The 21,741-nt window shown below is 70.9% G+C and carries 22 protein-coding genes and 1 tRNA gene; 8 read left to right on the top strand and 15 right to left on the bottom strand.

Annotated features, from left to right (window positions below; all coding sequences use genetic code 11):
• Window positions 1-21: 21 nt before the first annotated feature.
• Window positions 22-1,275 (bottom strand): AI-2E family transporter, encoded by a 1,254-nt coding sequence (locus tag BI335_RS17895; protein WP_094356025.1) that lies wholly within the window; start codon window positions 1,273-1,275, stop codon window positions 22-24.
• Between the two features lie 87 nt (window positions 1,276-1,362).
• On the opposite strand from BI335_RS17895, the gene BI335_RS17890 reads away from it, so the two are divergent.
• Both BI335_RS17890 and BI335_RS17885 read left to right on the top strand, forming a co-directional pair.
• Window positions 1,363-2,604: an MFS transporter gene (locus tag BI335_RS17890; protein WP_229119680.1), complete on the top strand. Its 1,242-nt coding sequence runs from the start codon at window positions 1,363-1,365 to the stop codon at window positions 2,602-2,604.
• Window positions 2,601-3,278, top strand: coding sequence for a uracil-DNA glycosylase (locus BI335_RS17885; protein WP_094432633.1), 678 nt, complete (start codon window positions 2,601-2,603; stop codon window positions 3,276-3,278). Before BI335_RS17890 ends, BI335_RS17885 begins: the two co-directional genes overlap by 4 nt.
• Here the strand turns inward: BI335_RS17885 and BI335_RS17880 are convergent.
• Window positions 3,271-4,197: an EamA family transporter gene (locus BI335_RS17880; RefSeq protein ID WP_094432631.1), complete on the bottom strand. Its 927-nt coding sequence runs from the start codon at window positions 4,195-4,197 to the stop codon at window positions 3,271-3,273. The genes BI335_RS17885 and BI335_RS17880 overlap by 8 nt on opposite strands.
• Before the next feature lie 94 nt (window positions 4,198-4,291).
• On the opposite strand from BI335_RS17880, the gene BI335_RS17875 reads away from it, so the two are divergent.
• A complete protein-coding gene (locus BI335_RS17875) occupies window positions 4,292-5,164 on the top strand; it encodes a LysR family transcriptional regulator (RefSeq protein WP_094432628.1) in 873 nt (290 codons plus the stop codon).
• Here BI335_RS17875 and BI335_RS17870 read toward each other — a convergent pair.
• Window positions 5,048-5,890 (bottom strand): phosphatase PAP2 family protein, encoded by an 843-nt coding sequence (locus BI335_RS17870; RefSeq protein ID WP_094432626.1) that lies wholly within the window; start codon window positions 5,888-5,890, stop codon window positions 5,048-5,050. The genes BI335_RS17875 and BI335_RS17870 overlap by 117 nt on opposite strands.
• Window positions 5,891-6,024: 134 nt before the next feature.
• Entirely contained in the window at window positions 6,025-6,945 is a 921-nt protein-coding gene (locus BI335_RS17865; protein ID WP_229119679.1) for a helix-turn-helix transcriptional regulator, read from the bottom strand.
• A gap of 56 nt (window positions 6,946-7,001) precedes the next feature.
• On the opposite strand from BI335_RS17865, the gene BI335_RS22180 reads away from it, so the two are divergent.
• A complete protein-coding gene (locus BI335_RS22180) occupies window positions 7,002-8,486 on the top strand; it encodes an MFS transporter (protein ID WP_094432622.1) in 1,485 nt (494 codons plus the stop codon).
• Window positions 8,383-8,865 (top strand): peptide-methionine (S)-S-oxide reductase MsrA, encoded by a 483-nt coding sequence (gene msrA / locus BI335_RS17855; RefSeq protein ID WP_324252839.1) that lies wholly within the window; start codon window positions 8,383-8,385, stop codon window positions 8,863-8,865. Before BI335_RS22180 ends, msrA begins: the two co-directional genes overlap by 104 nt.
• A 6-nt stretch (window positions 8,866-8,871) precedes the next feature.
• On the opposite strand, the gene BI335_RS17850 is transcribed toward msrA, so the two are convergent.
• Window positions 8,872-10,053: a glycerophosphoryl diester phosphodiesterase membrane domain-containing protein gene (locus BI335_RS17850; RefSeq protein ID WP_172421941.1), complete on the bottom strand. Its 1,182-nt coding sequence runs from the start codon at window positions 10,051-10,053 to the stop codon at window positions 8,872-8,874.
• A 90-nt stretch (window positions 10,054-10,143) separates the two neighbouring features.
• Between BI335_RS17850 and BI335_RS17845 the strand changes: the two genes are divergently transcribed.
• On the top strand, window positions 10,144-11,577 hold the full coding sequence (locus BI335_RS17845; RefSeq protein ID WP_144009143.1) for a hypothetical protein: 1,434 nt from the start codon (window positions 10,144-10,146) through the stop codon (window positions 11,575-11,577).
• Window positions 11,578-11,595: 18 nt separating this feature from the next.
• Here the strand turns inward: BI335_RS17845 and BI335_RS17840 are convergent, their stop codons facing one another.
• Genes BI335_RS17840 through BI335_RS22170 form a run of 3 tightly spaced genes read right to left on the bottom strand, consistent with a single transcriptional unit; the run spans window position 11,596 to window position 14,261 of the window.
• Window positions 11,596-12,507 (bottom strand): DUF2510 domain-containing protein, encoded by a 912-nt coding sequence (locus tag BI335_RS17840; protein ID WP_144008504.1) that lies wholly within the window; start codon window positions 12,505-12,507, stop codon window positions 11,596-11,598.
• 60 nt (window positions 12,508-12,567) lie between these two features.
• Window positions 12,568-13,173, bottom strand: coding sequence for a DNA-3-methyladenine glycosylase (locus tag BI335_RS22175; protein ID WP_094459355.1), 606 nt, complete (start codon window positions 13,171-13,173; stop codon window positions 12,568-12,570).
• Window positions 13,170-14,261, bottom strand: a complete 1,092-nt coding sequence (locus BI335_RS22170; RefSeq protein WP_094432613.1) for a DNA adenine methylase — start codon at window positions 14,259-14,261, stop codon at window positions 13,170-13,172. Before BI335_RS22170 ends, BI335_RS22175 begins: the two co-directional genes overlap by 4 nt.
• Before the next feature lie 80 nt (window positions 14,262-14,341).
• On the opposite strand from BI335_RS22170, the gene BI335_RS17825 reads away from it, so the two are divergent.
• Window positions 14,342-16,006 carry a hypothetical protein gene (locus tag BI335_RS17825; protein ID WP_144009142.1) on the top strand — a complete coding sequence of 555 codons (1,665 nt, stop codon included), beginning with the start codon at window positions 14,342-14,344 and terminating at the stop codon, window positions 16,004-16,006.
• A gap of 16 nt (window positions 16,007-16,022) precedes the next feature.
• On the opposite strand, the gene ypfJ is transcribed toward BI335_RS17825, so the two are convergent.
• Window positions 16,023-16,904 (bottom strand): KPN_02809 family neutral zinc metallopeptidase, encoded by an 882-nt coding sequence (gene ypfJ, locus BI335_RS17820; protein ID WP_094356010.1) that lies wholly within the window; start codon window positions 16,902-16,904, stop codon window positions 16,023-16,025.
• An 85-nt stretch (window positions 16,905-16,989) separates the two neighbouring features.
• Between ypfJ and BI335_RS17815 the strand changes: the two genes are divergently transcribed.
• Window positions 16,990-17,664 carry an NUDIX hydrolase gene (locus tag BI335_RS17815; RefSeq protein WP_094356009.1) on the top strand — a complete coding sequence of 225 codons (675 nt, stop codon included), beginning with the start codon at window positions 16,990-16,992 and terminating at the stop codon, window positions 17,662-17,664.
• A gap of 104 nt (window positions 17,665-17,768) precedes the next feature.
• On the opposite strand, the gene BI335_RS17810 is transcribed toward BI335_RS17815, so the two are convergent.
• The 6 genes from BI335_RS17810 to eno all read right to left on the bottom strand — a co-directional run bounded on the left by BI335_RS17810 (window position 17,769) and on the right by eno (window position 21,739).
• Window positions 17,769-18,536: a Bax inhibitor-1/YccA family protein gene (locus BI335_RS17810; RefSeq protein WP_094356008.1), complete on the bottom strand. Its 768-nt coding sequence runs from the start codon at window positions 18,534-18,536 to the stop codon at window positions 17,769-17,771.
• Window positions 18,537-18,623: 87 nt separating this feature from the next.
• Window positions 18,624-18,696 (bottom strand) — tRNA-Leu (locus BI335_RS17805).
• Between the two features lie 32 nt (window positions 18,697-18,728).
• Window positions 18,729-19,043, bottom strand: coding sequence for a hypothetical protein (locus BI335_RS17800; RefSeq protein WP_094356007.1), 315 nt, complete (start codon window positions 19,041-19,043; stop codon window positions 18,729-18,731).
• Window positions 19,044-19,251: 208 nt separating this feature from the next.
• Window positions 19,252-19,770, bottom strand: coding sequence for a DUF501 domain-containing protein (locus tag BI335_RS17795; RefSeq protein WP_094432608.1), 519 nt, complete (start codon window positions 19,768-19,770; stop codon window positions 19,252-19,254).
• Window positions 19,767-20,429 (bottom strand): FtsB family cell division protein, encoded by a 663-nt coding sequence (locus BI335_RS17790; protein ID WP_229117883.1) that lies wholly within the window; start codon window positions 20,427-20,429, stop codon window positions 19,767-19,769. Before BI335_RS17790 ends, BI335_RS17795 begins: the two co-directional genes overlap by 4 nt.
• A gap of 26 nt (window positions 20,430-20,455) precedes the next feature.
• Window positions 20,456-21,739 (bottom strand): phosphopyruvate hydratase, encoded by a 1,284-nt coding sequence (gene eno / locus BI335_RS17785; protein ID WP_094405766.1) that lies wholly within the window; start codon window positions 21,737-21,739, stop codon window positions 20,456-20,458.
• Window positions 21,740-21,741 lie beyond the last annotated feature (2 nt).

Here is a 21,741-nt window from a genome sequence, read left to right as displayed (position 1 = left end):
GCCTGGGTCGATCGTTCCCGCTCAGGCCCTCGCCGGTTCGTCACCGGCGGGGGCCTGTCCCTTCTGATCGGCGCCAGCCAGCGGGTCGTCGACGCCCTCGGGCGTACGCCCGCTCGCGCAGTATTCGATGAAGGTCTTGCCGAACGCCATGATCGGCACCACCAGCAGCGCTCCGATGATGCCGGCGACCGAGATGCCCAGGGTGATGCCGAACATCACCGCCATCGGGTGCAGGGCGACGGCCTTGCCCATCAGCAGCGGCTGCAGCACGTTGCCCTCGAGCTGGTTCACCAGGATGATCACGCCGAGCATGATCAGCGCCTGCACCCAGCCCACCGTGACCAGGGTGACCAGCACCACGACGAAGCCGGAGACCAGCAGACCGACGATCGGCACGAAGGCGGAGAGGAACAGCAGCGCACCCAGCGCCGGCGCCATCGGTACGCCCATCACGATCGCGGCGATCAGCGGGCCGACCGCGTCCACCGCGGCCACGATCACCGTGGTCCGGACGTAGGCGACCAGCGAGGTCCACCCCACCTGGCCGGCACCATCGGTCTTCTGCCGGGCCGCGGCCGGCACCAGCTTGAGCAGGAAGTTCCAGATCCGCCGGCCGTCGTAGAGCATGAAGAACATCGCCAGCAGCGCGAGCACCAGCCCGGTGAGGAAGTTGCCGACCGCACCACCGGCGGTCGCGGCATAGGTGGCGATCCGGCTCTGCTGCTGGCGCAGGTATTCGAAGGCCTGGCTGTAGTAGGAGTTCAGCTGGTCGGCGTTGATGTGCAGGGGCCCCTGGTCGAGCCACTGGGTCAGCTGCCCCCAGCCCTGGGTGACCCGCTCACCCAACTCCGCGGACTGGCCGGCGATGGTGATCCCGATGTAGGTGAGCACACCGCTGACCACCAGCAGGCCGCCGACCAGGGTGATCAGCGCGGCCAGCACCCGGGGCATGCCGGTCTTGTTCAGCAGCTTCGCGATCGGCGACAGGCCGGCGGTGAGCATGATGCCGATGGCCAGCGGAATGGTGACCGCACTCAAGGTGGCGACCAGCCAGCCGATGCCACCGGCCAGCGCCGCGAGCAGCAGCAGCCGCCACGCCCAGGCGGCACCGATCTGCACCCCGCGCGGCACCATCCGGTCGAAGTCCCGCTGGCGCTGCTGTTCGCCGACCTCGGCTCGCCGCTCCAGATCCTGTGCGCCCTGAACCCTGGCCAGTTCCGAGCGCAGCGCCCGGTTCTCCCGTTCAGCACGGTCACCCCGGCTGCTGAAGAACATGCCCCTCCTGGTGTCGTCGTGATGGGTGGTGTCGATGTTCCGAGCACTGTAGTACCCACAGCGCGGCGGGCGAGTATCCTCGCGCGGGTGGGTAGAGGTGTGGCGCTGCGGCAGTGGGTGCGGCGGCGTACCGACCTCCCCCGCGATGTCATCGTGCTGGGCCTGATCGCCTTCTGCGTGGCGGTCGGCTTCGGGGTGCTGATCCCGGTGCTGCCGGTGTTCACCAAATCGTTCGGTGTCAACAATCTGCAGGTCGGCATGGTGGTGTCGGCGTTCGCATTGGTACGCCTGGTGACCAGCCCGTTCTGTGGCCGGATCGCCGCGGTGCTCGGCGGGCGGGCCACGCTGGCGGTGGGGATCTGGATCGTCGCGGTCTCCAGTGCGCTGTCGGGGTTGGCGACGAGTTATCCGTGGCTGCTGGTGACGCGCGGGCTCGGCGGCGTCGGCTCGGCGATGTTCACCGTCTCGGCGATGACGCTGCTGCTGGACTCGGTGCCGCCCCGGTTGCGCGGCCGGGCCGCCGGGTTCTTCCAGAGCGGTTTCCTGCTCGGCGGGATGACCGGCCCGGCGATCGGCGGGCTGATCTCGCAGATCTCGCTGGCCGCACCCTTCTTCTATTACGCGGTGACGCTGGCGATCGCCGGCACCGTCGGGTTGCTGATGCTGCGCAACACCGGCGAGGCGCCCGCGGCGTCGACGACGGCGGCCCCGGTACGCCCGATGCGCGAGGTGCTGCGCGACCCGCGCTACCAGGCCGCCTGCCTGGCCAACCTCGGGCAGGGCTGGAACTCGATGGGCACCCGGACCGCGCTCACCCCGGTGCTGGTCGTCGAGGTGCTGCACCGCGACACCTCCTGGACCGGGATCGCCTTCGCCGTCGCGGCGGTCGTGCAGACCCTGGCGCTGGGACCGGTGGGCCGCTTCGTCGACACCGTCGGGCGGCGGCCCGCGCTGATCGCCGCCGGGTTGATCGGCGCGGCCGGGATGCTGGCCCTGCCCTGGGTGCCGAACATCTGGGCACTGATCGGGGTGCTCGCGGTCTATGGGCTGGCGGCCGCCGCGCTCGGTACCGCTCCCCCGGCGGCGGTCGGCGACGCGGCCGGCGCCCGCGGTGGGACGCCGGTCGCGGTCTTCTCGATGTGTTCCGACATCGGCGCGATCCTGGGCCCGATCGTGGCCGGCGCGATCGCCGATCAGGTCGGGATGCCGGCCGCGTTCGCGACCGGCGCGGTGCTGCTGCTGGCCGGGGCCGCGGTCAGCCTGCGGATGCCACCGGGCGTACCGGCCGCCGAACCAGTCACCGAATCCGAGGCAGGAGAACGCCGATGACCGCGAAACCGCTGACCGAACTGATCGCACCCGACTGGGCGGAGGCACTGGCCCCGGTCACCGGCGAGATCTCCGCGATGGGTGAGTTCCTGCGGGCCGAGATCGCCGCCGGCCGCGGTTATCTGCCCGCCGGGGAGAACGTGCTGCGCGCGTTCACGCTGCCGCTGGCCGAGGTGCGGGTGCTGATCGTCGGCCAGGACCCCTATCCCACCCCCGGTCATCCGGTCGGGCTGTCGTTCTCGGTGGCCCCGGACGTGCGCCCGCTGCCCAAGTCGCTGGTCAACATCTATCGCGAGTTGCACGACGATCTGGGCGTACCGCCGGCGCAGACCGGGGACCTGACACCCTGGTTCGACCAGGGGGTGCTGCTGCTGAACCGGTGCCTCACCGTGCAACCCGGCAAGTCGGCCTCCCACCGCAACAAGGGCTGGGAGAAGGTGACCCAGCGCGCCATCGAGGCGCTGGTGGAGCGCCGCGGCCCGCTGGTGGCGATCCTGTGGGGCCGCGACGCCCAGTCGCTGATCCCGATGCTGGGCGGGATGCCGCACGTGAAGTCCCCGCACCCCTCCCCGCTGTCGGCGCACAACGGCTTCTTCGGCTCCCGGCCGTTCTCCAAGGTGAACGCCCTGCTGGAGCGTCAGGGCGCCGACCCGATCGACTGGGATCTCAACTGAGGCGGGGTTCGCGGCGTTTCGGGGAGAGCTGGCCGGCGACCATCGCGGTGAGGGCGACGGCGAAACCGAGGAGCTGCAGCGCGCTCAGCGCCTCGCCGGCGAGCAGGACACCCAGGGTCGCGGCCATCAGCGGGGAGAGCAGGCCGAGCAGCGCCGTCGCGGTGACCGGCAGCCTGCCGATGCCGGCGAACCAGATCGTGTAGCTGAGCAGCCCACCGGCCAGCCCCAGCCACAGGTAACCGCCGACGGCGTACGAGTCGATACCGGCGGGGATCCCGTCGATCAGCAGCGCTGGTACCAGCAGCACCAGACCGGCCGCGGTGAGCAGCCAACCGCACAGCCCGACCGCACCGACCCCCGGCGGGCGTCCCCAGCGCTTGGTGAGCACCACCCCGACCCCCATCGACAGCGCCCCGGCGATCCCCGCGAGCACCCCGGTCAGATCCAGTCCGGCACCCGGTCCGAGGACCACCAGGCCGACCCCGAACACCCCGACCACACCCCAACCGACCCGCCACCGGGACAACCGCTCCCGCAGGATCGCCACGGCCAGAAAGGCGACCATGATCGGCTGGGTGGCGCCGAGGGTGGCGGCGACACCGCCGGGCAGGTGCTGGGCGGCCACGAAGAGCAGCGGGAAGAACGCACCCATGTTGAGGGTGCCGAGCACCAGGCTCTTCCACCACCACGAACCACGTGGCAGCTGCCGCGAGATGAGCAGCGCGATCAGCCCGGCCGGCAGGGAGCGGAGCAGGGCGGCGAAGAGCGGATGGCCGGGTGGCAGCAGCTGGGTGGTGACGATGTAGGTGCTGCCCCAGACCGCCGGGGCGAGTGCGGTGATCAGGGTGCGCCCGACGCTGCCCGAGGATGCGCTCGGGGTGGTCGCCGGTTGGTTCGGAGTGGCGGTGGCGGTGGTCATGGATCCATCGTCAGACCGATTCACTGATGAGTCCAACACATGTTTTTCATCGCTTCAATGAGCTGAATCGATCGTTCTGGGGCACACTCGGGTGATGGAACTGCAGCAGTTGCGCTATGTGCTGGCGGTGGCCGAGGAACGCAGCTTCACCCGGGCGGCCGAACGCTGTTTCGTCGTGCAGTCAGCGCTGAGCCACCAGATCAAGGCCCTGGAGACCGAGCTCGGCGTACGCCTGTTCGCCCGGACCAGCCGCCGGGTGCAGCTCACCGCCGCCGGGGAGGCCTTCCTCCCCGCGGCCCGCGAGGCCCTCTCGGCGACCGACCGGGCCGCCGCCGAGGCGGCCGCCGCCGAGGGTGAGATCCGCGGTGCGCTCCGGATCGGGGTGATCCCCACGGTCACCGCGATCGACATCCCCGCCGCGATCGGCGCCTTCCACCGCGCCCACCCGGCCGTCCGGGTCGGGTTGCGGGGCGGTGCCAGCGACGAGTTCATCGCCGCGATCGCGGCCGGCAGGCTCGATGTGGCGGTGCTCGGCCTGGCCGATTCGGCCCCGCCGACCGGTGTCCGCACCCGGGTGCTGGCCCGGGAACGGCTGGTTGCGGTGGTGTCGGCGGCGCATCCGCTGGCCGGGCGCCGGCGGGTCCGGCTGACCGAGTTGGCCGAGGAGACCTTCGCCGACTTCCCGGCCGGCTCACCGGGGCGTACCCAGTCCGAACTCGCCTTCACCGCCGCCGGGATCACCCGCCAGGTGGCCTTCGAGGTATCCGGCACCGAGCTGATGCTCGAGCTGGTGCGTCAGCAGCTGGGGGTCGCGATGTTGCCGCCGGCAGTGGTCCCGGCCGATCCCGCGTTACGCACGCTCCCGGTCACCGGGGCCCCGACCCGGATCGAGTATCTCGCCTGGAGCGACTTCAATCCCTCCCCCGCCGCGGCGGCCTTCGTCGAGCTGGCCCTGCGGCGGAGCTGAGGATTCCGGGTCGGCGGGCGCCGGACCGTGATGCACGATCCGGTGGCCGATCCGATGCCCGGCGATCACCATCAGCAACCAGAGCAGGCCGAGCAGCCAGCCGGTGACCACATCGGTGAGCCAGTGGTGGCCGAGGTAGATCCGGCTGGCGCCCATCGCCAGCGAGTACGCCAGGGCGACGATGATCACCAGGACGCGGCCGAGGGTGCGGGTGAGATGGATGCAGATCAGGTAGGCGATCACTCCGCCGAGTGCCATCGAGTTCAACGCGTGGCCGCTGGGGAAGGACGGTGACCACTCATACGGCGGCACGGCCAGCTCGTGCGGCGGGCGAACCCGGGCGACGTAGTCCTTGCCGATCACGGTCATCGCCAGCGATCCGGCGCCGGCGACCAGCACCATCACCACCGGTGTCCAGGAGCGCCACTTCAGCGCGAGCACGATCATCACCGCGGCGGCGACGATCGGGGTGATGATCGGCCCGCCGAAGGTGGTGAACAGGGTGATCCACTGGTTCCGGTCGACCGTCCGGTGGGCGATCATCCAGTCCAGCATCGGCTGGTCGAAGCGGGCCAGTCCGCTGTGCCGGATGACCGACTCGTAGGTCTCGGCGACGCCCCAGGCGAGCAGGCTGATCGCCCCGACCTGGACGAGGATCAGCGCCACGATCAGCGCCCGGGGCCGGGCGACCGGTGGGAGCCGGTTCGGCACACGGGTTGCTGGCATCCGGTGAGCGTACGCCCGATGGGCCCGATCGGGCCGCAGGGTGGGACCGGCGATCCTCGGGTGAGCGCTCTCTGGTAGCCCGATCGGGTGCCGCGCAGGCTGAAGGCATGACCAGTCAGACGATCGTCGAGGTGTCAGGGCGTGGGCGGCTGGGTGACCGGCGCCGGCACCTGCTCGGTCCGCACCGGATCGTGCGCGATCCCGAAGCGCTGGCTGCCGATCACGCTGAGCACCTCCAGCAGCGAGCGGGCGTCGGTGCACGGCGGCGGGGTGAAGATCATGATCCGTTGACCGTCGCTGGCCGGCGAGGTGAGGGTCTGCACGTCCAACTCGATCCGGCCGACATCGGGGTGGTCGACCTTCATGGTGCCGGTCAACCGGACCTCGACCTCGTGCTGCTCCCACAACTCGGCGAACTCGGCGCTCTCGGAGAGCAGCGTCTCGACCAGCTCGCTGGCCTCGGCGTCCGCGCCGAGCGCCAGTCGCCGGGTGTACGCCGCCCGCAGATCCGCCGCATGGGACCGGCTGAGGCAGGCGATCTCGTCGGCGGTGAACGGTGCGCGGACCAGCGGGTCGGTGAACCAGCGGCGGATGATGTTGCGCTGCTCCCCGTCGGCTGGGTGGGCGCAGCCGAACAGCGCGTCGGCCACCGGGTTCTGGGCGATCAGATTCCCCAGGTCATCGATCACCTGGACCGGGGTGTCCACCAGCCGATCCATGATGTGCAGCACCGCCGGGGTGACGTGCCGGCTCGTCGCGTCCGGACCGAGCGGCGGGGTCTGCCCGGCCAGCAGATAGAGGTGGTGCAGCTCGTCGCAGCTCAACCGCAGCGCCCGGCCCAGCGCACCCAGCAGCTGCGGCGAGGGCTGCGGACTGCGGCCCTGCTCCAGACGCACGTAGTAGTCGGTCGACATCGTCGCCAGCATCGCGACCTCCTCACGCCGCAGACCCGGCGTACGCCGCCGCCCGTGGCTGTGCAGGCCCACATCGCGGGGGTCGAGCGCCTCCCGGCGCCGCCGCAGGAAGTCGGCCAGCTCATCGCGTCGCATCCGCATCCATCCAGTGTGGCCCACCGGGCACACCCCAACCACGGACCGGGAGTCCTCCCCAGATGACCACTGATACCCGAACCACCTCCCCCACCCGCCGCGGCACGGTGCCGCTGCTCGCCGCCGGCGTCTTCGTCGTCGGCACCTCGGAGTTCCTGCCCGCGGGCCTGTTGCCGCTGATCGCCGCGGACCTGCAGGTGCCGATACCCGCGGTCGGCACGCTGATCAGCATGTTCGCGATCGGGATGCTCGTCGGCGCCCCGGTGATGGCCCTGCTCACCCTGCGGCTGCCGCGCCGGCTCACCCTGTTGGGCGCGCTCGCGGTCTTCGGTGCCGCCCATCTGCTGCCGGTGTTCGTCGGGGGCTACGGCGTGCTGCTCGTCTCCCGTGGGATCGCCGCGGTGGCCTGCGCGACCTACTGGGCGGTGGCCTCGCTGATCGCGATCGGCACCGTCGACGAGACCCGGGTCCCCCGGGCGCTGGCGGCGCTGGTCACCGGCTTGTCGCTGGCCAACATCGTCGGGGTACCGGCCGGCACCTGGCTCGGCCAGCGGGCCGGCTGGAAGGCGGCCTTCGTCGCCGTGGCGCTGGCCAGCCTGCTGCTGTTCGTGCTGCAGGCGGTCGCGATCCGCGACCGGTCGTCGGTGCCGAGCGAACCCCTGCTGCGGTTGGCCCGCCGCGAGTTGCGGGTGCTGACCCGGCCGGCCGCCCTGGTCACCCTGGGCACCACCGCGGCCTTCCAGGGCGCGGTGTTCTGCGCCTTCTCCTACCTCAGCCCGCTGCTCACCGAGGTGGCCGGCGTACCGGCCGCGGTGGTGCCGCTGGTGCTGCTCGGCAATGGGATCGGGATGCTGGTCGGGATCCGGATCGGCAACCGGCTGGTCACCGCCGGCCTGCTGGTGACGGTACGCCGCTGCCTGCTGGTGCTCACCGGCGCGCTGCTGCTGGTGCTCGCCGCCAGCTGGCATCCGGTCGCGGTGATCGTCGCCGAGGTGCTGCTCGGGGTGGCCACCGGTCTGCTGGTACCGGCGATCAACGGCCGGATCTTCCAGGTGGCCGGCACCGCCCCCACGCTCGCCTCGGGGATGAATGTCGGGGCGTTCAACCTCGGCAACGCGGTCGGGCCCTGGCTGGGCGGGTTGGCGATCGCGGCCGGCCTCGGGCTGCGTGCGCCGGTGGTGATCGGAGTCGGGCTGGTGGTGCTCGGGTTGCTGTTGACCCAGCTCTCCCGCGCGCTCGAACGGCCGGGTTGGAGTGAGGCGCTGGGAGCCGGGGAGCATAATGGAAGACATGTTCGGACTCTCTTCGAAGCAGGCCATGGTCACCCCCGAGCGCGCCTTCCCGGGCCGCGCCGAGCCGGTGCTGGCGACCCCGACGATGCACCGGGTGCTGGGCACCGAGGTGCATTCCACGCCCGAGGGCACCGAGGAGGCATTCTTCGCGCTGGGTTGCTTCTGGGGTGCGGAGAAACTGTTCTGGCAGCTCGACGGGGTCGAGGTGACCGCGGCCGGCTATCAGGGCGGCTTCACCCCGAACCCGAGCTATGAGGAGGTCTGCTTCGCCGGGCGGACCGGGCATGCCGAGACCGTGCGCGTGGCCTTCGACCCGAAGGTGGTCTCCTACGCCGACCTGCTCAAGGTGTTCTTCGAGAACCACGACCCGACCCAGGGGATGCGGCAGGGCAACGACGTCGGCACCCAGTACCGGTCGGCGATCTACACCACCTCACCGGAGCAGACGCGGATCGCCACCGACGTGCGGGACCGGTACGCCAAAGCCTTTGCCGAGAAGGGATTCGGCGCGATCACCACCGAGATCGTCGAGGCCCCGGAGTTCTTCTACGCCGAGGACTACCACCAGCAATACCTGGACGCGAACCCGAACGGTTACTGCCCGGTGCACGCCACCGGCGTCACCTGCAACTGAGCCGGCTCAGCCCCGGTACGGCGGCTGACCCCAGCCCTGATCGCCCGGGTTCTGCTGGCCCCAGCCGGGCTGCTGCGGCGGCTGCTGCCAGCCCTGACCCTGATTCGGCCAGCCCTGATCCTGATTCGGATAGCCCTGATTCGGGTACGCCGGCGGGGCGTACGCCGTCCCGTAGCCACCACGGCCACCGTTCGGCAGCTGCGCGCGCTGGACCTGGTCGGCGTACATCACGGTCAGCACGCAGGTGATGAAAGGTACCGCGAGCAGGCCGACGAGCGCGGAGAGCAGCATCATGACGATCAGCCCGGGCGCGAGCGCCGCCAGCCCCGCGAGCACCTGCGCGGGATCGCTGGAATTGCTCATCGAGGAACTGCTCGGTGCGGCCGCGGCCGAGATGACCTGGCCGATCATCGACACCGCCGTATTGGCCGCACCGACGATCAGCGAGGCGACCAGGTAGTAACCCAGGGTGCGCAGCACGTTGTTGCGGGTGAGGCCCCAGGAGCGGCGCAGCGAGTCGATGGCGCCGGTGCCCTCGACCGCGAGCACCGGGATGAAGTAGAGGAAACGGATCTGCAGATAGAACACCAGCAGCCCGAGCGCACCCATGATCAGCATCATCAGCAGATAGACACCGACGACTGCGGCGATGGCCGATTCGCCCCGGCTGCTCGAGGTGTTGATCGCGGTGAGCATGGTGCCGATCATCACCGCCGCCATCACGCCGTAGAGCAGCAGTACCGCCCCGACGACCATCAGCGCGAACAGCAGCACCCGGCCGACCAGGCCGCGGGTCCGTGAAGACAGATCGGACAGCCCGGCATCGGGACGGCCCGTCGCCGAATCGTGGGCGGCCAGCGCCATCATGCCCTGCGCCTTGATGTTGACCAGCGCGGTGATCACCACGGTGGCGAAGATCAGCAGCACACCGAGCACGATCAGCCCGCTGAACTGGCCACGGTTGCTGATCATCTGCACGATCCCGAGCACCAGCGGCACGGCGGCGGCGCCGATCAGCAGGATGCCGACCGCGATCGGCAGCAGGGCCAGCACGATCAACTGCGCCAGCCGGGACTTCATCACCCGGAACGCCCCCGACAGGGTCTTCCCGAGATCGAGGGGGCTGGGCGGAAGGACGGCGACCCCGCCGGCCTGTCCGGGCGTGCTGCTGTATCCGGCGTTGCTCACGGCCCTCACCCTAGCCGCCGGTGGGCCCATCCGGCGGGTTCCGGCCATCGTCGTCGGCCCGGCTGACCGCACACCCCTTAGGCTGCCCCGGTGGGACCGAGGAGACGCTGGCCGTGGTGCTGGGCGATGCTGCTGGTCCTGATCCTGCTGGCCGGCTGCACCCGGGAGCAGCCGCGGGTGCTCGCCGACCTGTCACTGCGCGCCACCACCCCGATCGAGGCGATGGTCCGGCACGTCACCCCCAGTTGGGCGGTGCCCTTCCGGCCCGCCTCCCGACCCGCGGTCACCGAACAGGCCGTGCTCGCCTACGAGTCGGCGCGGGACGGCCAGTTCGACCTGGTCGCCCTCGACCTGGCCGACGGCCGCGAACTGTGGCGTCGTCCGGCCAGCCTGGGCGCGGTCGCCGACGGGATCGAGCCCCGGTTGACCACCGGGAAGGTCGGCGGCCGGGAACTGGTGGCGTACCTGAGCGGTGATCCGGGTGGGCAGACCCTGCTGCTCGCCGACCCCCGGACCGGGGAGGCGGCGTACCAGCTCCCCCTCGGCACCGGCGGCAACCTGGGCAGCTGCCGGGTGATCGGTGGCATCTGCGCGGAGAAGATCGAGGGCGGTCGCCGCACCCTGCTCCGGGTCGATCCGGACCGGGGCACGCTGGCCCCGCTGCAACTGCCCGGTGGCCCGGTGGACCAGGTCCGCCCGCTCGGCAACGGCGGTTATCTGGTACGCCGCGGCGGCGCCACGATGGTCGGGATGACCGGCGAGTTGGGCCAGTGGGAGAAACCGGTCAGCGACTGGCTCGGTACCGATGTGGACCCGGCGAGGAGCTGGCTGGAGATCACCGTCGATGAGGAGAACACCCAGCTGCAGGTGACCGCCCGTCCGCAACCGCTCGGCGCACCGGGGTCGGCGTTCGGGGTCGGCGAGGTCACCCAGGCGGCGGTCAACCTGGTCGACGGTGAACTGCTCTGGTCGAAGGAGGGCCGCTCCTGGGTGTGCCCCGGTGGCGTCGCACTGGCCTGCACCGGTGACAAGCTCGGCTTCACCCGCAGCCCGAGCGGTGCCGTACGCCCCGGTGGTGCCGGGGTGACCTATCTGGAGGCCGACGCCGGCGGTGAGGAACTGTGGCGCCGGGAGGTGGCGAATCCCGGTCCGCCGACCAGCGGCAGACTGCCCGTCCGCGCCCCGGCGGCCACCCCGGTGCTGGCCAGCAACGGCCGGTTGATCGCCCTGGACCCGGAGTCCGGGGAACAGACCACGCTCGGCGACGAGCACTGGCTCGCCTGCGACCAGGTGCGTACCTTCCGGGCCCGGCAGCGGTCCGACCCGGCCCGGCCGATGGTCGATTTCCGTGTCACCACGTCGATTCCGTGCAATGCCACCGGTCGGAGCGCCGCCGAACCGGCCCAGTTCACGATCGCCGGGATCCTCGCCGTGGCAGCGACCCGGCCGCTGAACGACCGCGACCCGACGATCCCTGGGCACTATGCGGTCGCCCTCCCCGAGCAGCTCGCGCTGTATCGCTAGCCACTCGCCGCGCTCTGGTCAGCCGCGGCGGAGGGTGGACGCGGCCTGCTCGACCTGGGCGGCGACGGGGTTGCCCTCGCGGACGAAGGTGATCAGCTGGGCGAGCTTGCCGGGCTGGCCGGAATCCACCACGGTGATCGTGACCAGCAGCGGCCGGGCCTCGCTCGGCGAGTTCATCCGGGCGGTCGTCCGGTGGCCCTGCATCCCGCCGATCTCGATCGGTTCGGTGCGGGCGCCCTCGGCCTTCGTCGGCTTGTCACTGGAGAGGGTCCCCTCCATGCAGGAGAGCACCTGCTCCCCCGCGGTCGCGGTATCGGTGAACCCGTTGCCGGCGCTCAGCCCGCCGAGCACGATGCCGGCCTCCTGCCCGCCGGAATAGACCCCGAAGGCGGAGAAGTCGTCGGCCCACTCCCAGTAGCTCTTGCTGTAGCGGAAGGCGAAATTCGAGGGTGCGTCGTAGCGCGCCCCGGTCGAGGAGTAGCTCGCCGCCTGCAGATTGGTGGCATTGCCGTTGCCGTTGTCGCAGCGCAACCGGACCGGTCCGCTCGGCGTACCGGCAGCGCTCGGCACCGACGGTGCGGCCGACGCGGACGGCGCCGGGCTCGGCTGGCCGCCACCGGTCCGCCACAGGGCGACCCCGATGATCACCGCGATCAGCACGAACACCGCCCCGCCGATCACCAGCGGGGTCGTCGAGCGCGGCGGCTGGGGTGCCGGACCGGTGGGAGCAGGAGGTACGCCGAGGCTCGGCCCGGCCGGTCGGTCGGCGCCCTGGCCGAGCGGCTGCAACCCGGGCCGGCCCAGTTCGGCCGGCGTCGGCCACGGGGTGTTCGGATCGCGGGTGGTGACCGGCGTCCAGACCTGACCGTCCCAGAACCGGAAACTCTGCGGTTGTCCGGACGGATCGGGGTACCAGCCTGGTGGTTGCACGGGCGGGATTCTAGTCGCACGAGGGGCGAAGCCCTTCTCGTGCGAGGGCGCGCGCAGCTCCTACCGCGTCGGGGGCTTGCGCCCCACTCTCTTGTACGCCGAGACGCTGGGTTCGTCGGCGAGCCAGAACCGCAGCGGCTCCTCCGCGGCCCGGGACACGCCGACCCGGGGCCCGGACCGCAGCCGGATCGGGTCGGGTCCCGCCGGGTCGCCCGGCTCCAGGCGCACCGCCGACCGCGGATCGAACAGGTCGGTGTCCCCGTCCGCCATCGTGATCCCGAGCGCCCTGGTCAGGCAGCCCGGGCCGCGCGCCAGCCAGGCGTCGCGCACCGACGGCCCGCGGCGCTCCCGGGCCACCTCGCTGCCGTCGATCACCCGACCGGCCCGGATCAGCACGGCGTTCGCCACCCCGGCCGGGGAGGAGACCACGTTGCAGCAGACGTGCCCGTGCATCTGGTAGGTGTACAGATGCCCCGCCGGGCCGAACATCACCGCGTTCCGCCGGCTCGGCCCGCGCCAGGCGTGCGAGGCCGGGTCGTCCTGCCCCTCGTACGCCTCCACCTCGGTGATCCGGACCGCCACCGGCCCGCGGCGCAGCACCGCCCCGAGCAACCGGGGCGCGGTCTCGGCGGCGGTCGGCCCCAGCGGGATGTGTGCCGAACTCACCCGGCCGCCTCCACCGCGGGCGGTCCGTCCGGGGCACCCGCCGACGGCAGCTCCTCGACCATCGCGGCCACCCGGGCCTGTTCGCCGCAGACCAGCAGATATTCGGTGGTGCGGGTGTGGCTGACCTGGCCGACCTTGACCCCGGCCGGGTTGTGGATGCCGATCCGGGCGCCGACATGCCGTGCGGTGTCGAACTCCAGCACCTCGACGCTGCGTCCACCGGTGCCGCAGAGTTCCCGCAATGTCTCCAGGGGCAGGAATCCCTCGTTGTTGTAGGAGACGAGCAGCACCTCGGCGCGCAGTTCGGTGAGCACCCGGGCGAACTCGGCGGGCATCCGCCGGCGGCTGTTCCATGGGCTGTGGGTGTGTGCGCCGCGGGCGTCGATGCGCTTGCAGGCGATCCCGTAGTGCTCGGGTTCGTCACCGCGGACCAGGGTCTCCCAGACGTGGTAGTTGGTGAAGTAGCGGTGCTGGTTGTAGGGCGGGTCGAGATAGGCCAGGTCGACCGGCGGCAGCCGGCGTACCGCCTCGTAGGCGTCCAACCGCCAGGCCGTGCCGACCCCCGGCGCCGGCACCGGGGCGCGCAGCTGCAGCGCGCGGTGGGAGCGGGTGGACCAGCTCTTCAGGAAGGCCATCTGCAACCCGACGGTCGAATCGACCCGGTCCGCGGCCTCCAGCAGCGCGGTCAGCAGCAGCGGCCGCAGCGGATGATCGGCGTACCGCTCGTCGATCCCGGCGCGGATCGCGTCGATCCGCATTCCGTTGTGCGGCTGGAAATAGCGCGCCCGTTCGCAGAACACCTCGGTCACGTAACCGCGTCGGCCGGGCAGCGCCGCCAGCTCCGCCAGCGCCTCGGCGAGCTCGGCGGGGTCGACGGTCTCGGGGTCGGTCTCGACATAGCACTGGGCCAGCACCTCGGCGTACGCGGCGGTGTCGTTGGCGTGCACCGACCCGCCGCGGCGGAGGAACTCCTGGGCGACCCGGGTGGTCCCGGTGAACAGGTCGACCGCGGTCCGGGCACCGGAGCGGGCGAACAGTGCCCCGAGCACCGGCACCAGGGTCCGCTTCGATCCCAGGTACTTGATCATCGTCCTTCGAGCCTACGCGGTCGCCCCGGCCGGGTTCGGGGGTGTGCGGGGACGGTGGCCACGCAGGGTAAGTTCGTCGCGTGGAGACGCGGCACTTCCCCCGAACCTGGCGGACGCTGCTCGTGGGTCTCGCCGTGCTGATCACCGCGGTCCAGGTGGTCCGGCCGGGCATCAACCAGGACGTCCGTTACGTGCTCGGCGGGCTGCAGGTGACCGCCGGTGCGGGTCTGGGCTGGAGCGAGACCTGGGTGCACCGGCCGTTGCTCAGCCGCGGGCTGATGGCGCTGATCGGCGCCCTCTCCCCCGGTGAGTACTGGACCGAGGAGATCATGGTCCGGCTCGTCTCGATCCTGCTCGCGGTCTGTGCCGGGGTGCTGCTGTATCGCAGCCTGCGCCGCTGGGCGGGCGTCCGCGGGGCCGAGTGGATCGGGTTGGCGGCCACCGCCGCGCTGGCCTGGGCACCCGGGTGGGACTTCGCCGAACCCGAGTGGTACGCCGCAGCGCTCGCGGTGCTGGCGATCGGGGTCGCGCTGGCCCGCGACCGCAGCCGGTTCCTCGGTCCGCTGCTGGCCGGGTTGCTGCTCGCGGTGGTGGTGTTGCTGAAGTTCACCACGGCCGCGACCGCGCTGGCCGCGATCCTGCTGCTGGCCGCACTGGATCGCCGGCTGGCGCTGCGGACCGCGGTCGTCACCGCGGTCGGCACGCTCACCCTGTTCGGGATCACGGTCGCGGTCGAACCGCGCGAATGGCAATGGCTGCAGGACATGCCGGCGCTCAACCCGCCGCTCACCGCCGCCGCACTGGCCGCCAGCGGCAAGGGGCTGGTGAACGAGCTGGTCGTCTCGCCGATCATCGTGGTGGCCCTGGTCGCCCAGGTCTGGTTGTGGCACCGCGGCGGCAGTCACCGCCGCTGGGCACTCGGCAACCTGCTGGTGATGGCGATCCTGACCGTGCCGTTCCTGGTGCAGCACCAGAACTTCCTCTACCACCTGGCGGCGCTGCCGGTCTTCTCGGCGGTCTCGGTCGCCACCATCGCGCACCGGGCGATCCGCGCCGGCGACGGCGTACCGATCGCGTTGCCGATCACCGCCGCGCTCGGTTTCGCCGTCTCCTGCCTGCTGTTCGTGCCCGGTACCAGCTTCCGCACCCGGAACTCCTGGCTGGCGCTCGCCGGTGAGCTGGCCGTGGTCGCGGTCGGGGTGCTGCTGGTCTACTGGCAGCCGTCGGCGTTCCGGGAGATCTTCTCCGAACGGATCTCCTCGGGCCGGGGCTGGATGGCGATGTGCTGCCTGCTGCCGCTGGTGGTGACGCTGTCACCGCGGGCGACCTACTCGTTCTCGCTGGCGCACCGCACCGTCACCCCGGCGGTCAACCTGACCGCGGCCAAGTACGCCGGCGCCACCGCCGAGCGGGTGCATCACGTGCTGCCGCCGGACTCCCAGGTGATCTATCTGGCCTTCAACACCCAGTGGGTGCTGCGCAACCCGACGCCCTGCCGGTACGCCTCCCCCACCTTCCTGCAACGCGCCACCGGCAAGCAGGCGGCGGCCATCGAGGCCACCCAGAGCTTCGCCGAGAACCTGGCCTGTCTGAGCAATCCGCGGGCCCGCTACGTGGTGATCGAGGAGAGCTGGTTCGACATGGAGAAGGCGAACCCGCTGGTCACCGCCGCACTGACCAACAACTTCGACTGCGAACGCCGCATCTGGGCGGCCGACGGCCTGGTGATCTGCCCGCGCCGCTGAGCCCCGGGCGTACCGCTCAGGACACCCGGGCGTTGTTGGCGAAGGTGTCGCAGCTGTTCGGATTGCCGGAGTTGTAGCCGGTGGACAGCCACTGCTTGCGCATCGCCGAGGAGCCGTGGGTCCAGGACTCCCGGTCGACCCGGCCCTGGGTCTGCTGCTGGATCCGGTCGTCACCGACGGCGATCGCGGCATCCACCGCACGGTTCAGGTCGTCCTGGGTGACCCCGGAGATCGGGCCCTGCGGGTCGGCGGTGGCGTTCTTCAGCCAGACCCCGGCGAAGCAGTCGGCCTGCAGCTCCAGGCGTACCTGCGGGGAATCCGGACCGGTCACGTTGCCGGCCGACTGGGCCTGCTGCATGGTGCCGATCTGGTTGGAGATGTGGTGGCCGTACTCGTGGGCGATGACGTACGCCTCGGCGCCGTCGCCGCCCTGGGCGCCGAGCTGGCCGGAGAGCTGGTCGAAGAAGCCGGTGTCCAGGTAGATGTACTGGTCGGCCGGGCAGTAGAACGGCCCGACCGCCGAGCTCGCGGTCCCGCAGCCGGTGGAGATCTGGCCGGTGAAGATCCGGGTCTGGGTGGTCTGGTAACCCTGCAGGGTCTGCGACCAGTAGCCCTGGATCGAGTTGGTGTACGCCACGAAGCGGCAGTCGCGGTTGGTCTGGATGTCACCACCGGTGCGGCAGTTGGCGTAGGGGTTCGGCGCGTTCGGATCCTCCTGCGGCTGGCTGCTGGTGCCGCCGGCCATGCTGGTCAGATCGACCCCGAGCAACTGGGACAGCAGGAACAGCACGATCATCATGCCGATACCACCGCCGACCGCGATCCGGCCGCCGCCGCCTCCGCCACCACCGCCGGACACCTGTCCGGGATCGAGCCGAGCGTTGTCGTTGTACTGCATCCGCACCTCCGAGGGAATCGGCAAAAGTGTAGCGTCGCCTGCCCGGCGGCTCGCTACACCTTGATCAACGCGCCATGATGGACGGATGCGGATCGTGTGCGTGTCGACCCCTGGCGGGAGGGAGCTGTTCGCCAGCGACCTCGGCCACGGTGAGGATCCGCACGTCGCGGTCTGGCAGCACGGGCTCAGCCTGACCCGCCCGCTGTCGGCCACCCGCGACGGTGAGGAGATCGTGCTCACCGTGCAGGGCGCACCGCATTCCCACGGTCAGGTCCGGCTGCGCCGCCCGCGCGGTCTGGATCCGGATCTGCACACCGAACCGGGCGAGGTGCCCCAGGTCCGGCAGCGGGTGGCGGCGTACGGGATCGTCACCTCACCCCGCGGCCTGCTGGCCACCCAGTTCTCCGACCGGACCCACGTGCCCGGTCAGTGGGGGCTGCCCGGCGGCGGCGTGGATCCGGGCGAGGAGCCGCCGCGGACGGTGGTCCGGGAGGCCTGGGAGGAGTCCGGGCAGCGGATCGAGATCGGTGACCTGGTCGCGGTGCAGTCGGACCACTGGATCGGCCGGGCGCCGAACGGCACCCTGGAGGATTTCCACGCGGTGCGCCTGGTCTATGCCGGCACCTGCGCCGAACCCACCGATCCGGTCGTGCACGACGTCGGCGGGACGACCTCGGCGGCCCAGTGGGTCGACCTGGCCGCCTGGCGCCGCGTCTGGTGGACCGCCGGCGCCCGCTCTCTGCTCGACAAGAACCTCTGAACGCCAGCGATCCAGCGAATCCTGGGTGCATACCCCCAGCCCTGCAGGGCTCGCGGGGTGCACGGTGGATTCGCTGGATCGCGAAGCTCGGGCGGGGCCCCCGGCTATCGCCGGAAGTAGCTGATGATGCGCAGCAGCTCGACGTAGAGCCAGACCAGGGTCGCGGTGAGGCCGAAGGCGGCCTTCCAGGACTGGTTGGCCGGCGCACCCATCGCGACGCCGCGCTCGATGTAGTCGAAGTCCAGGATCAGGTTCAGCACCGCCAGCACCACCGCGATCGCGGAGATGAGGATGGGGAGCAGGCCGACCGGGCCGGTGACACCCGAGCGCAGACCCAGGTTGATGCCCAGGAAGGACAGCCCGAAGTTGGCGAGCAGGGCGACCGCCATCGCGATCGTCGCGATGCCGACGATCTTGGCGAACCGGCCGCTCACCTTGATGTTGAAGAACTTGTAGGTCGCCAGGGTCACCGCGGCGGCGACGAAGGTGCCGAAGACGGCCTGGACGACGATCCCGGGATAGATGGTCTCGAAGATCTTGGAGATGCCACCGACCATCACGCCCTCGAGCGCGGCGAAGACCATCACCAGCCCGACCGGCACGTGCCGACGGGCCGCGACGATGAAGGTGATCACGATGGTGGCCAGCGAGGCCCCGATGGCAGCCGGGAAGATCAGCTGATCCGGCATCATGAAGAAGGTGGCGGCGGCCACCAGCATGACCACGGCCATGGTGACCGCGGTCTTGGCGATGACGTCGTCGATCGTCATCCGCCCACCCTGCTGCTGCGGGGCGCCCTGTCGGGTTCCGCCCTGCTGCAGGTACGGCGAGAAGGCGTCGTCGCGGGAGAGAACGGGGTTCGAAGTGCGCATGGATTCCTCCGGATCGCAGGAGTGTTGCGTACCCCATGGTAGCCAACCGGACCACCGATCCGCCCCTGCTCGGGGTCGGCTCAGGGGTGCCCCCGATGGGAGTCGAACCCATACTGGGGCGGGTTTAAGCCGCCTGCCTCTGCCGTTGGGCTACGGGGGCGTACGCCCGGCCTGCTGCCGGGCCCGGCCTGCTCAGGACGGCGACTCGGTCACCCGGCGCGGCACCACGGTCTCCGGCTCGGCCGGGCTCACCGGACGACGGTACTGATCGTCGGCGGCCCGCTCCGGGGCCACCTCGTCCTCACCGACGAACAGTGCATCGAAGGGGGCGCCGAGCTCCACCGGATCGGACTCCTCGGCCGGTTGTTCCCGCGCCGGCTGAGCTGCCGCCTCCTGCTCGTCGGCGGGCGACTGGGTCGCCCCGAGCAACAGGCGGATGATCATCACGATGGAGACGACGAGCACCAGCGCCGGAATGGCCAGCACGAACCACTGCCAGGTTGCCATTGCTGCTCGTGTCCTCCTGCGTCCTGCGGGTCAGTCCCATCAGACTAACTCTGCTCGGTGGTCGTCGTGGACCGATTTCCACCCCGGATGGTACCGGAGATGCGTGTCAGGGCCATCCCGGAATCTCAAGCTTCTCTCAGGTCAGGGTGTCATGTTTTCGCATGACTCCGCACCTTCTCGGGGGTCTGAACTTTTCCTGAGCCGCTTTTCAGCTCTTGCTGAATCGCGCGGCGGCCTGCGTCAGGCAGGGCTGATCGCCGACGCTCGCGAGCGCCAGGACCGCCTCGTCGCCGAGCGGGTTGACCCCCGGCCCGACGGCGAGCGAGTGGGCGACCAGCACGTGCAGGCACTTCACCCGATCGGGCATCCCGCCGGCGGAGATGCCCTCGATCTCGGACACCTCACCAAGTTCCTGCCGGTCGGCCAGATAGGCACGGTGGGCGGCGGCGTACGCCTCGGCGAGCTCGGGGTCCTGACCGAGCCGCTCGGTCATCTCGGTCATCAGGCCGCCGGATTCCAGCGTCGAGCAGGCGGAGATCGCCCGGGCGCAGGTCAGGTAGTAGGTGGTCGGGAACGGTGTCCCGTCCGGCAGCCGCGGCCGGGTCATCAGCACCCCCGGGTGGCCCTCGGGACAGCGGTACGCGACCGCGGCCACCCCGCGCGGGGTGCGCTGCAGCTGCTCGGTCACCGCCTGCTCGTCGGCGGGGGTGAAAGGCTCTCGGCTCATCGGGTGGTCTTCTTGGGAGTCGGGGTACGCGAGGGGGTCGGCGTCCGGGTGCCGTCGGTGATCGGCGGCTTGGCCGAGGGCGGGACCGGTGGCGGCGCCGGCTGGTCCGCGGCACCGACCGAGCCCCACATCTTCTGCCACCAGGTCGCCTCCGGCGGCTTCTTGGGGTCCCGGGGCTGGGATTCGATCCGGGTGCCGACCGGCTGGCCGTCGGGCCCGATCACCCGGTAACCGGTCTCCCCCGGCACCACCCAGCCGAGCCGCTCGCGGGCCTGGGCCCGGACGTAGTCCGGATCGTCCCAGCGCTGCAGCTGGTTGTTCAGGTCGTCGATGCGGGCCTGGGAGCGCTGGATCGCCTGCTGGTTCTCCGCGTTCTGCCGCTCGGTGTCCAGATAGATCCGCAGGCTGGAGGCGTAGGACAGCACCAGCACCGCGAGCACCACGAACAGCGCGACCGCGCGCCGGGTCAACCCGAAGCGGCGGAACTGCCGGCCATCCTCGGCGGCGGGCTCGGCGGGTGCACCGGTGCGCGTCTCCAGCCGTTCGGTGACCGGCGCCGCGGTGTCCCGGGTACGGGACGCGCGGGAGCCGGTCCGGGATCGCGGCTTACCGCGCCCCGGACCGGCTCCCGCGCGTCGTGTACGTGGCTTGTCCGGCATCCCCGCCAGTGTAGGGGCGGGGAGCCTCAGCCCCTGGCAGCGAACCGCGGGAACGCGGACGCGCCGGCGTAGGTCGCGGCGTCGTCGAGATCCTCCTCGATCCGCAGCAGCTGGTTGTACTTGGCGACCCGCTCGGACCGGGCCGGGGCACCGGTCTTGATCTGGCCGCAGTTGGTGGCCACCGCCAGGTCGGCGATGGTGACGTCCTCGGTCTCACCGGAGCGGTGCGACATCATGCAGCGGTAGCCGCTGCGCTGGGCCAGCTCGACCGCATCCAGGGTCTCGGTGAGCGAACCGATCTGGTTCACCTTGACCAGCAGGGCGTTGGCGGTGTCGGTGTCGATACCGCGCTGCAGCCGCTCCGGGTTGGTCACGAACAGGTCGTCACCGACCAGCTGGACCTTGTCACCGAGCTTGTCGGTGATGGTCTTCCAGCCGTCCCAGTCGTCCTCGTTCAGCGGGTCCTCGATCGAGACCAGCGGGTACTTGCCGACCCACTCGGCGTAGATGTCGGTCATCTCGGCGGCCGAGAGCTGCTTGCCCTCGAAGGCGTACGAGCCGTTCTCGAAGAACTCGCTGGCGGCGACGTCGAGGGCGAGCGCGACCTGGCTGCCCGGCTCGTACCCGGCGGCCTTGATCGCGACCAGGATCAGATCGAGGGCCTCGGCGTTCGAGTCCAGGTTCGGCGCGAAACCGCCCTCATCGCCCAGACCGGTGGACAGGCCCTTGTCCTTGAGCACCTTCTTCAGCGCGTGATAGACCCCGGTGCCCATCTCCAGCGCCTCGGCGAAGCTGGCCGCACCGATCGGGGCGATCATGAACTCCTGGATGTCCACATTGGAGTCGGCATGCGAGCCGCCGTTGAGGATGTTCATCATCGGCACCGGCAGCACGTGCGCGTTCGGGCCGCCGACATAGCGGTAGAGCGGCAGTTCGGCCGACTCGGCGGCGGCGTGCGCGGTGGCCAGCGAGACCCCGAGGATCGCGTTGGCGCCGAGCTTGCCCTTGTTGTCGGTGCCGTCGAGTTCGAGCATCGCCTGGTCGACGAGGCGCTGTTCGCTGGCCTCGAAGCCGAGCACCTCGGGCCCGATCTGCTCGATCACGTTCTCCACGGCCTTGCGTACGCCCTTGCCGCCGTACCGCTCGCCGCCGTCGCGCAGTTCGACGGCCTCGAAGGCGCCGGTGGAGGCGCCGGAGGGAACGGCGGCCCGCCCCTGGGAGCCGTCGTCGAGGAGGACCTCTACTTCAACGGTGGGATTGCCGCGGGAGTCGAGGATCTCGCGGGCGTCGACGAATTCGATGGTTGCCACGG

Source organism: Enemella evansiae (genome assembly GCF_002250705.1).
GTDB classification, from domain to species: domain Bacteria; phylum Actinomycetota; class Actinomycetes; order Propionibacteriales; family Propionibacteriaceae; genus Enemella; species Enemella evansiae.
The sequence above is the reverse complement of the archived record's forward strand: the minus strand, read 5'-3'. Positions and strand labels throughout refer to the sequence as shown.

Coding starts and splice junctions, on each gene's coding strand:
- BI335_RS17895 (WP_094356025.1), bottom strand. CDS start 1,275: ATGTTCTTCAGCAGCCGGGGTGACCGTGCTGAACGGGAGAACCGGGCG.
- BI335_RS17885 (WP_094432633.1), top strand. CDS start 2,601: ATGACCGCGAAACCGCTGACCGAACTGATCGCACCCGACTGGGCGGAG.
- BI335_RS17880 (WP_094432631.1), bottom strand. CDS start 4,197: ATGACCACCGCCACCGCCACTCCGAACCAACCGGCGACCACCCCGAGC.
- BI335_RS17875 (WP_094432628.1), top strand. CDS start 4,292: ATGGAACTGCAGCAGTTGCGCTATGTGCTGGCGGTGGCCGAGGAACGC.
- BI335_RS17870 (WP_094432626.1), bottom strand. CDS start 5,890: ATGCCAGCAACCCGTGTGCCGAACCGGCTCCCACCGGTCGCCCGGCCC.
- BI335_RS17865 (WP_229119679.1), bottom strand. CDS start 6,945: ATGCGGATGCGACGCGATGAGCTGGCCGACTTCCTGCGGCGGCGCCGG.
- BI335_RS22180 (WP_094432622.1), top strand. CDS start 7,002: ATGACCACTGATACCCGAACCACCTCCCCCACCCGCCGCGGCACGGTG.
- BI335_RS22170 (WP_094432613.1), bottom strand. CDS start 14,261: ATGATCAAGTACCTGGGATCGAAGCGGACCCTGGTGCCGGTGCTCGGG.
- ypfJ (WP_094356010.1), bottom strand. CDS start 16,904: ATGCAGTACAACGACAACGCTCGGCTCGATCCCGGACAGGTGTCCGGC.
- BI335_RS17815 (WP_094356009.1), top strand. CDS start 16,990: ATGCGGATCGTGTGCGTGTCGACCCCTGGCGGGAGGGAGCTGTTCGCC.
- BI335_RS17810 (WP_094356008.1), bottom strand. CDS start 18,536: ATGCGCACTTCGAACCCCGTTCTCTCCCGCGACGACGCCTTCTCGCCG.
- BI335_RS17800 (WP_094356007.1), bottom strand. CDS start 19,043: ATGGCAACCTGGCAGTGGTTCGTGCTGGCCATTCCGGCGCTGGTGCTC.
- BI335_RS17795 (WP_094432608.1), bottom strand. CDS start 19,770: ATGAGCCGAGAGCCTTTCACCCCCGCCGACGAGCAGGCGGTGACCGAG.
- BI335_RS17790 (WP_229117883.1), bottom strand. CDS start 20,429: ATGCCGGACAAGCCACGTACACGACGCGCGGGAGCCGGTCCGGGGCGC.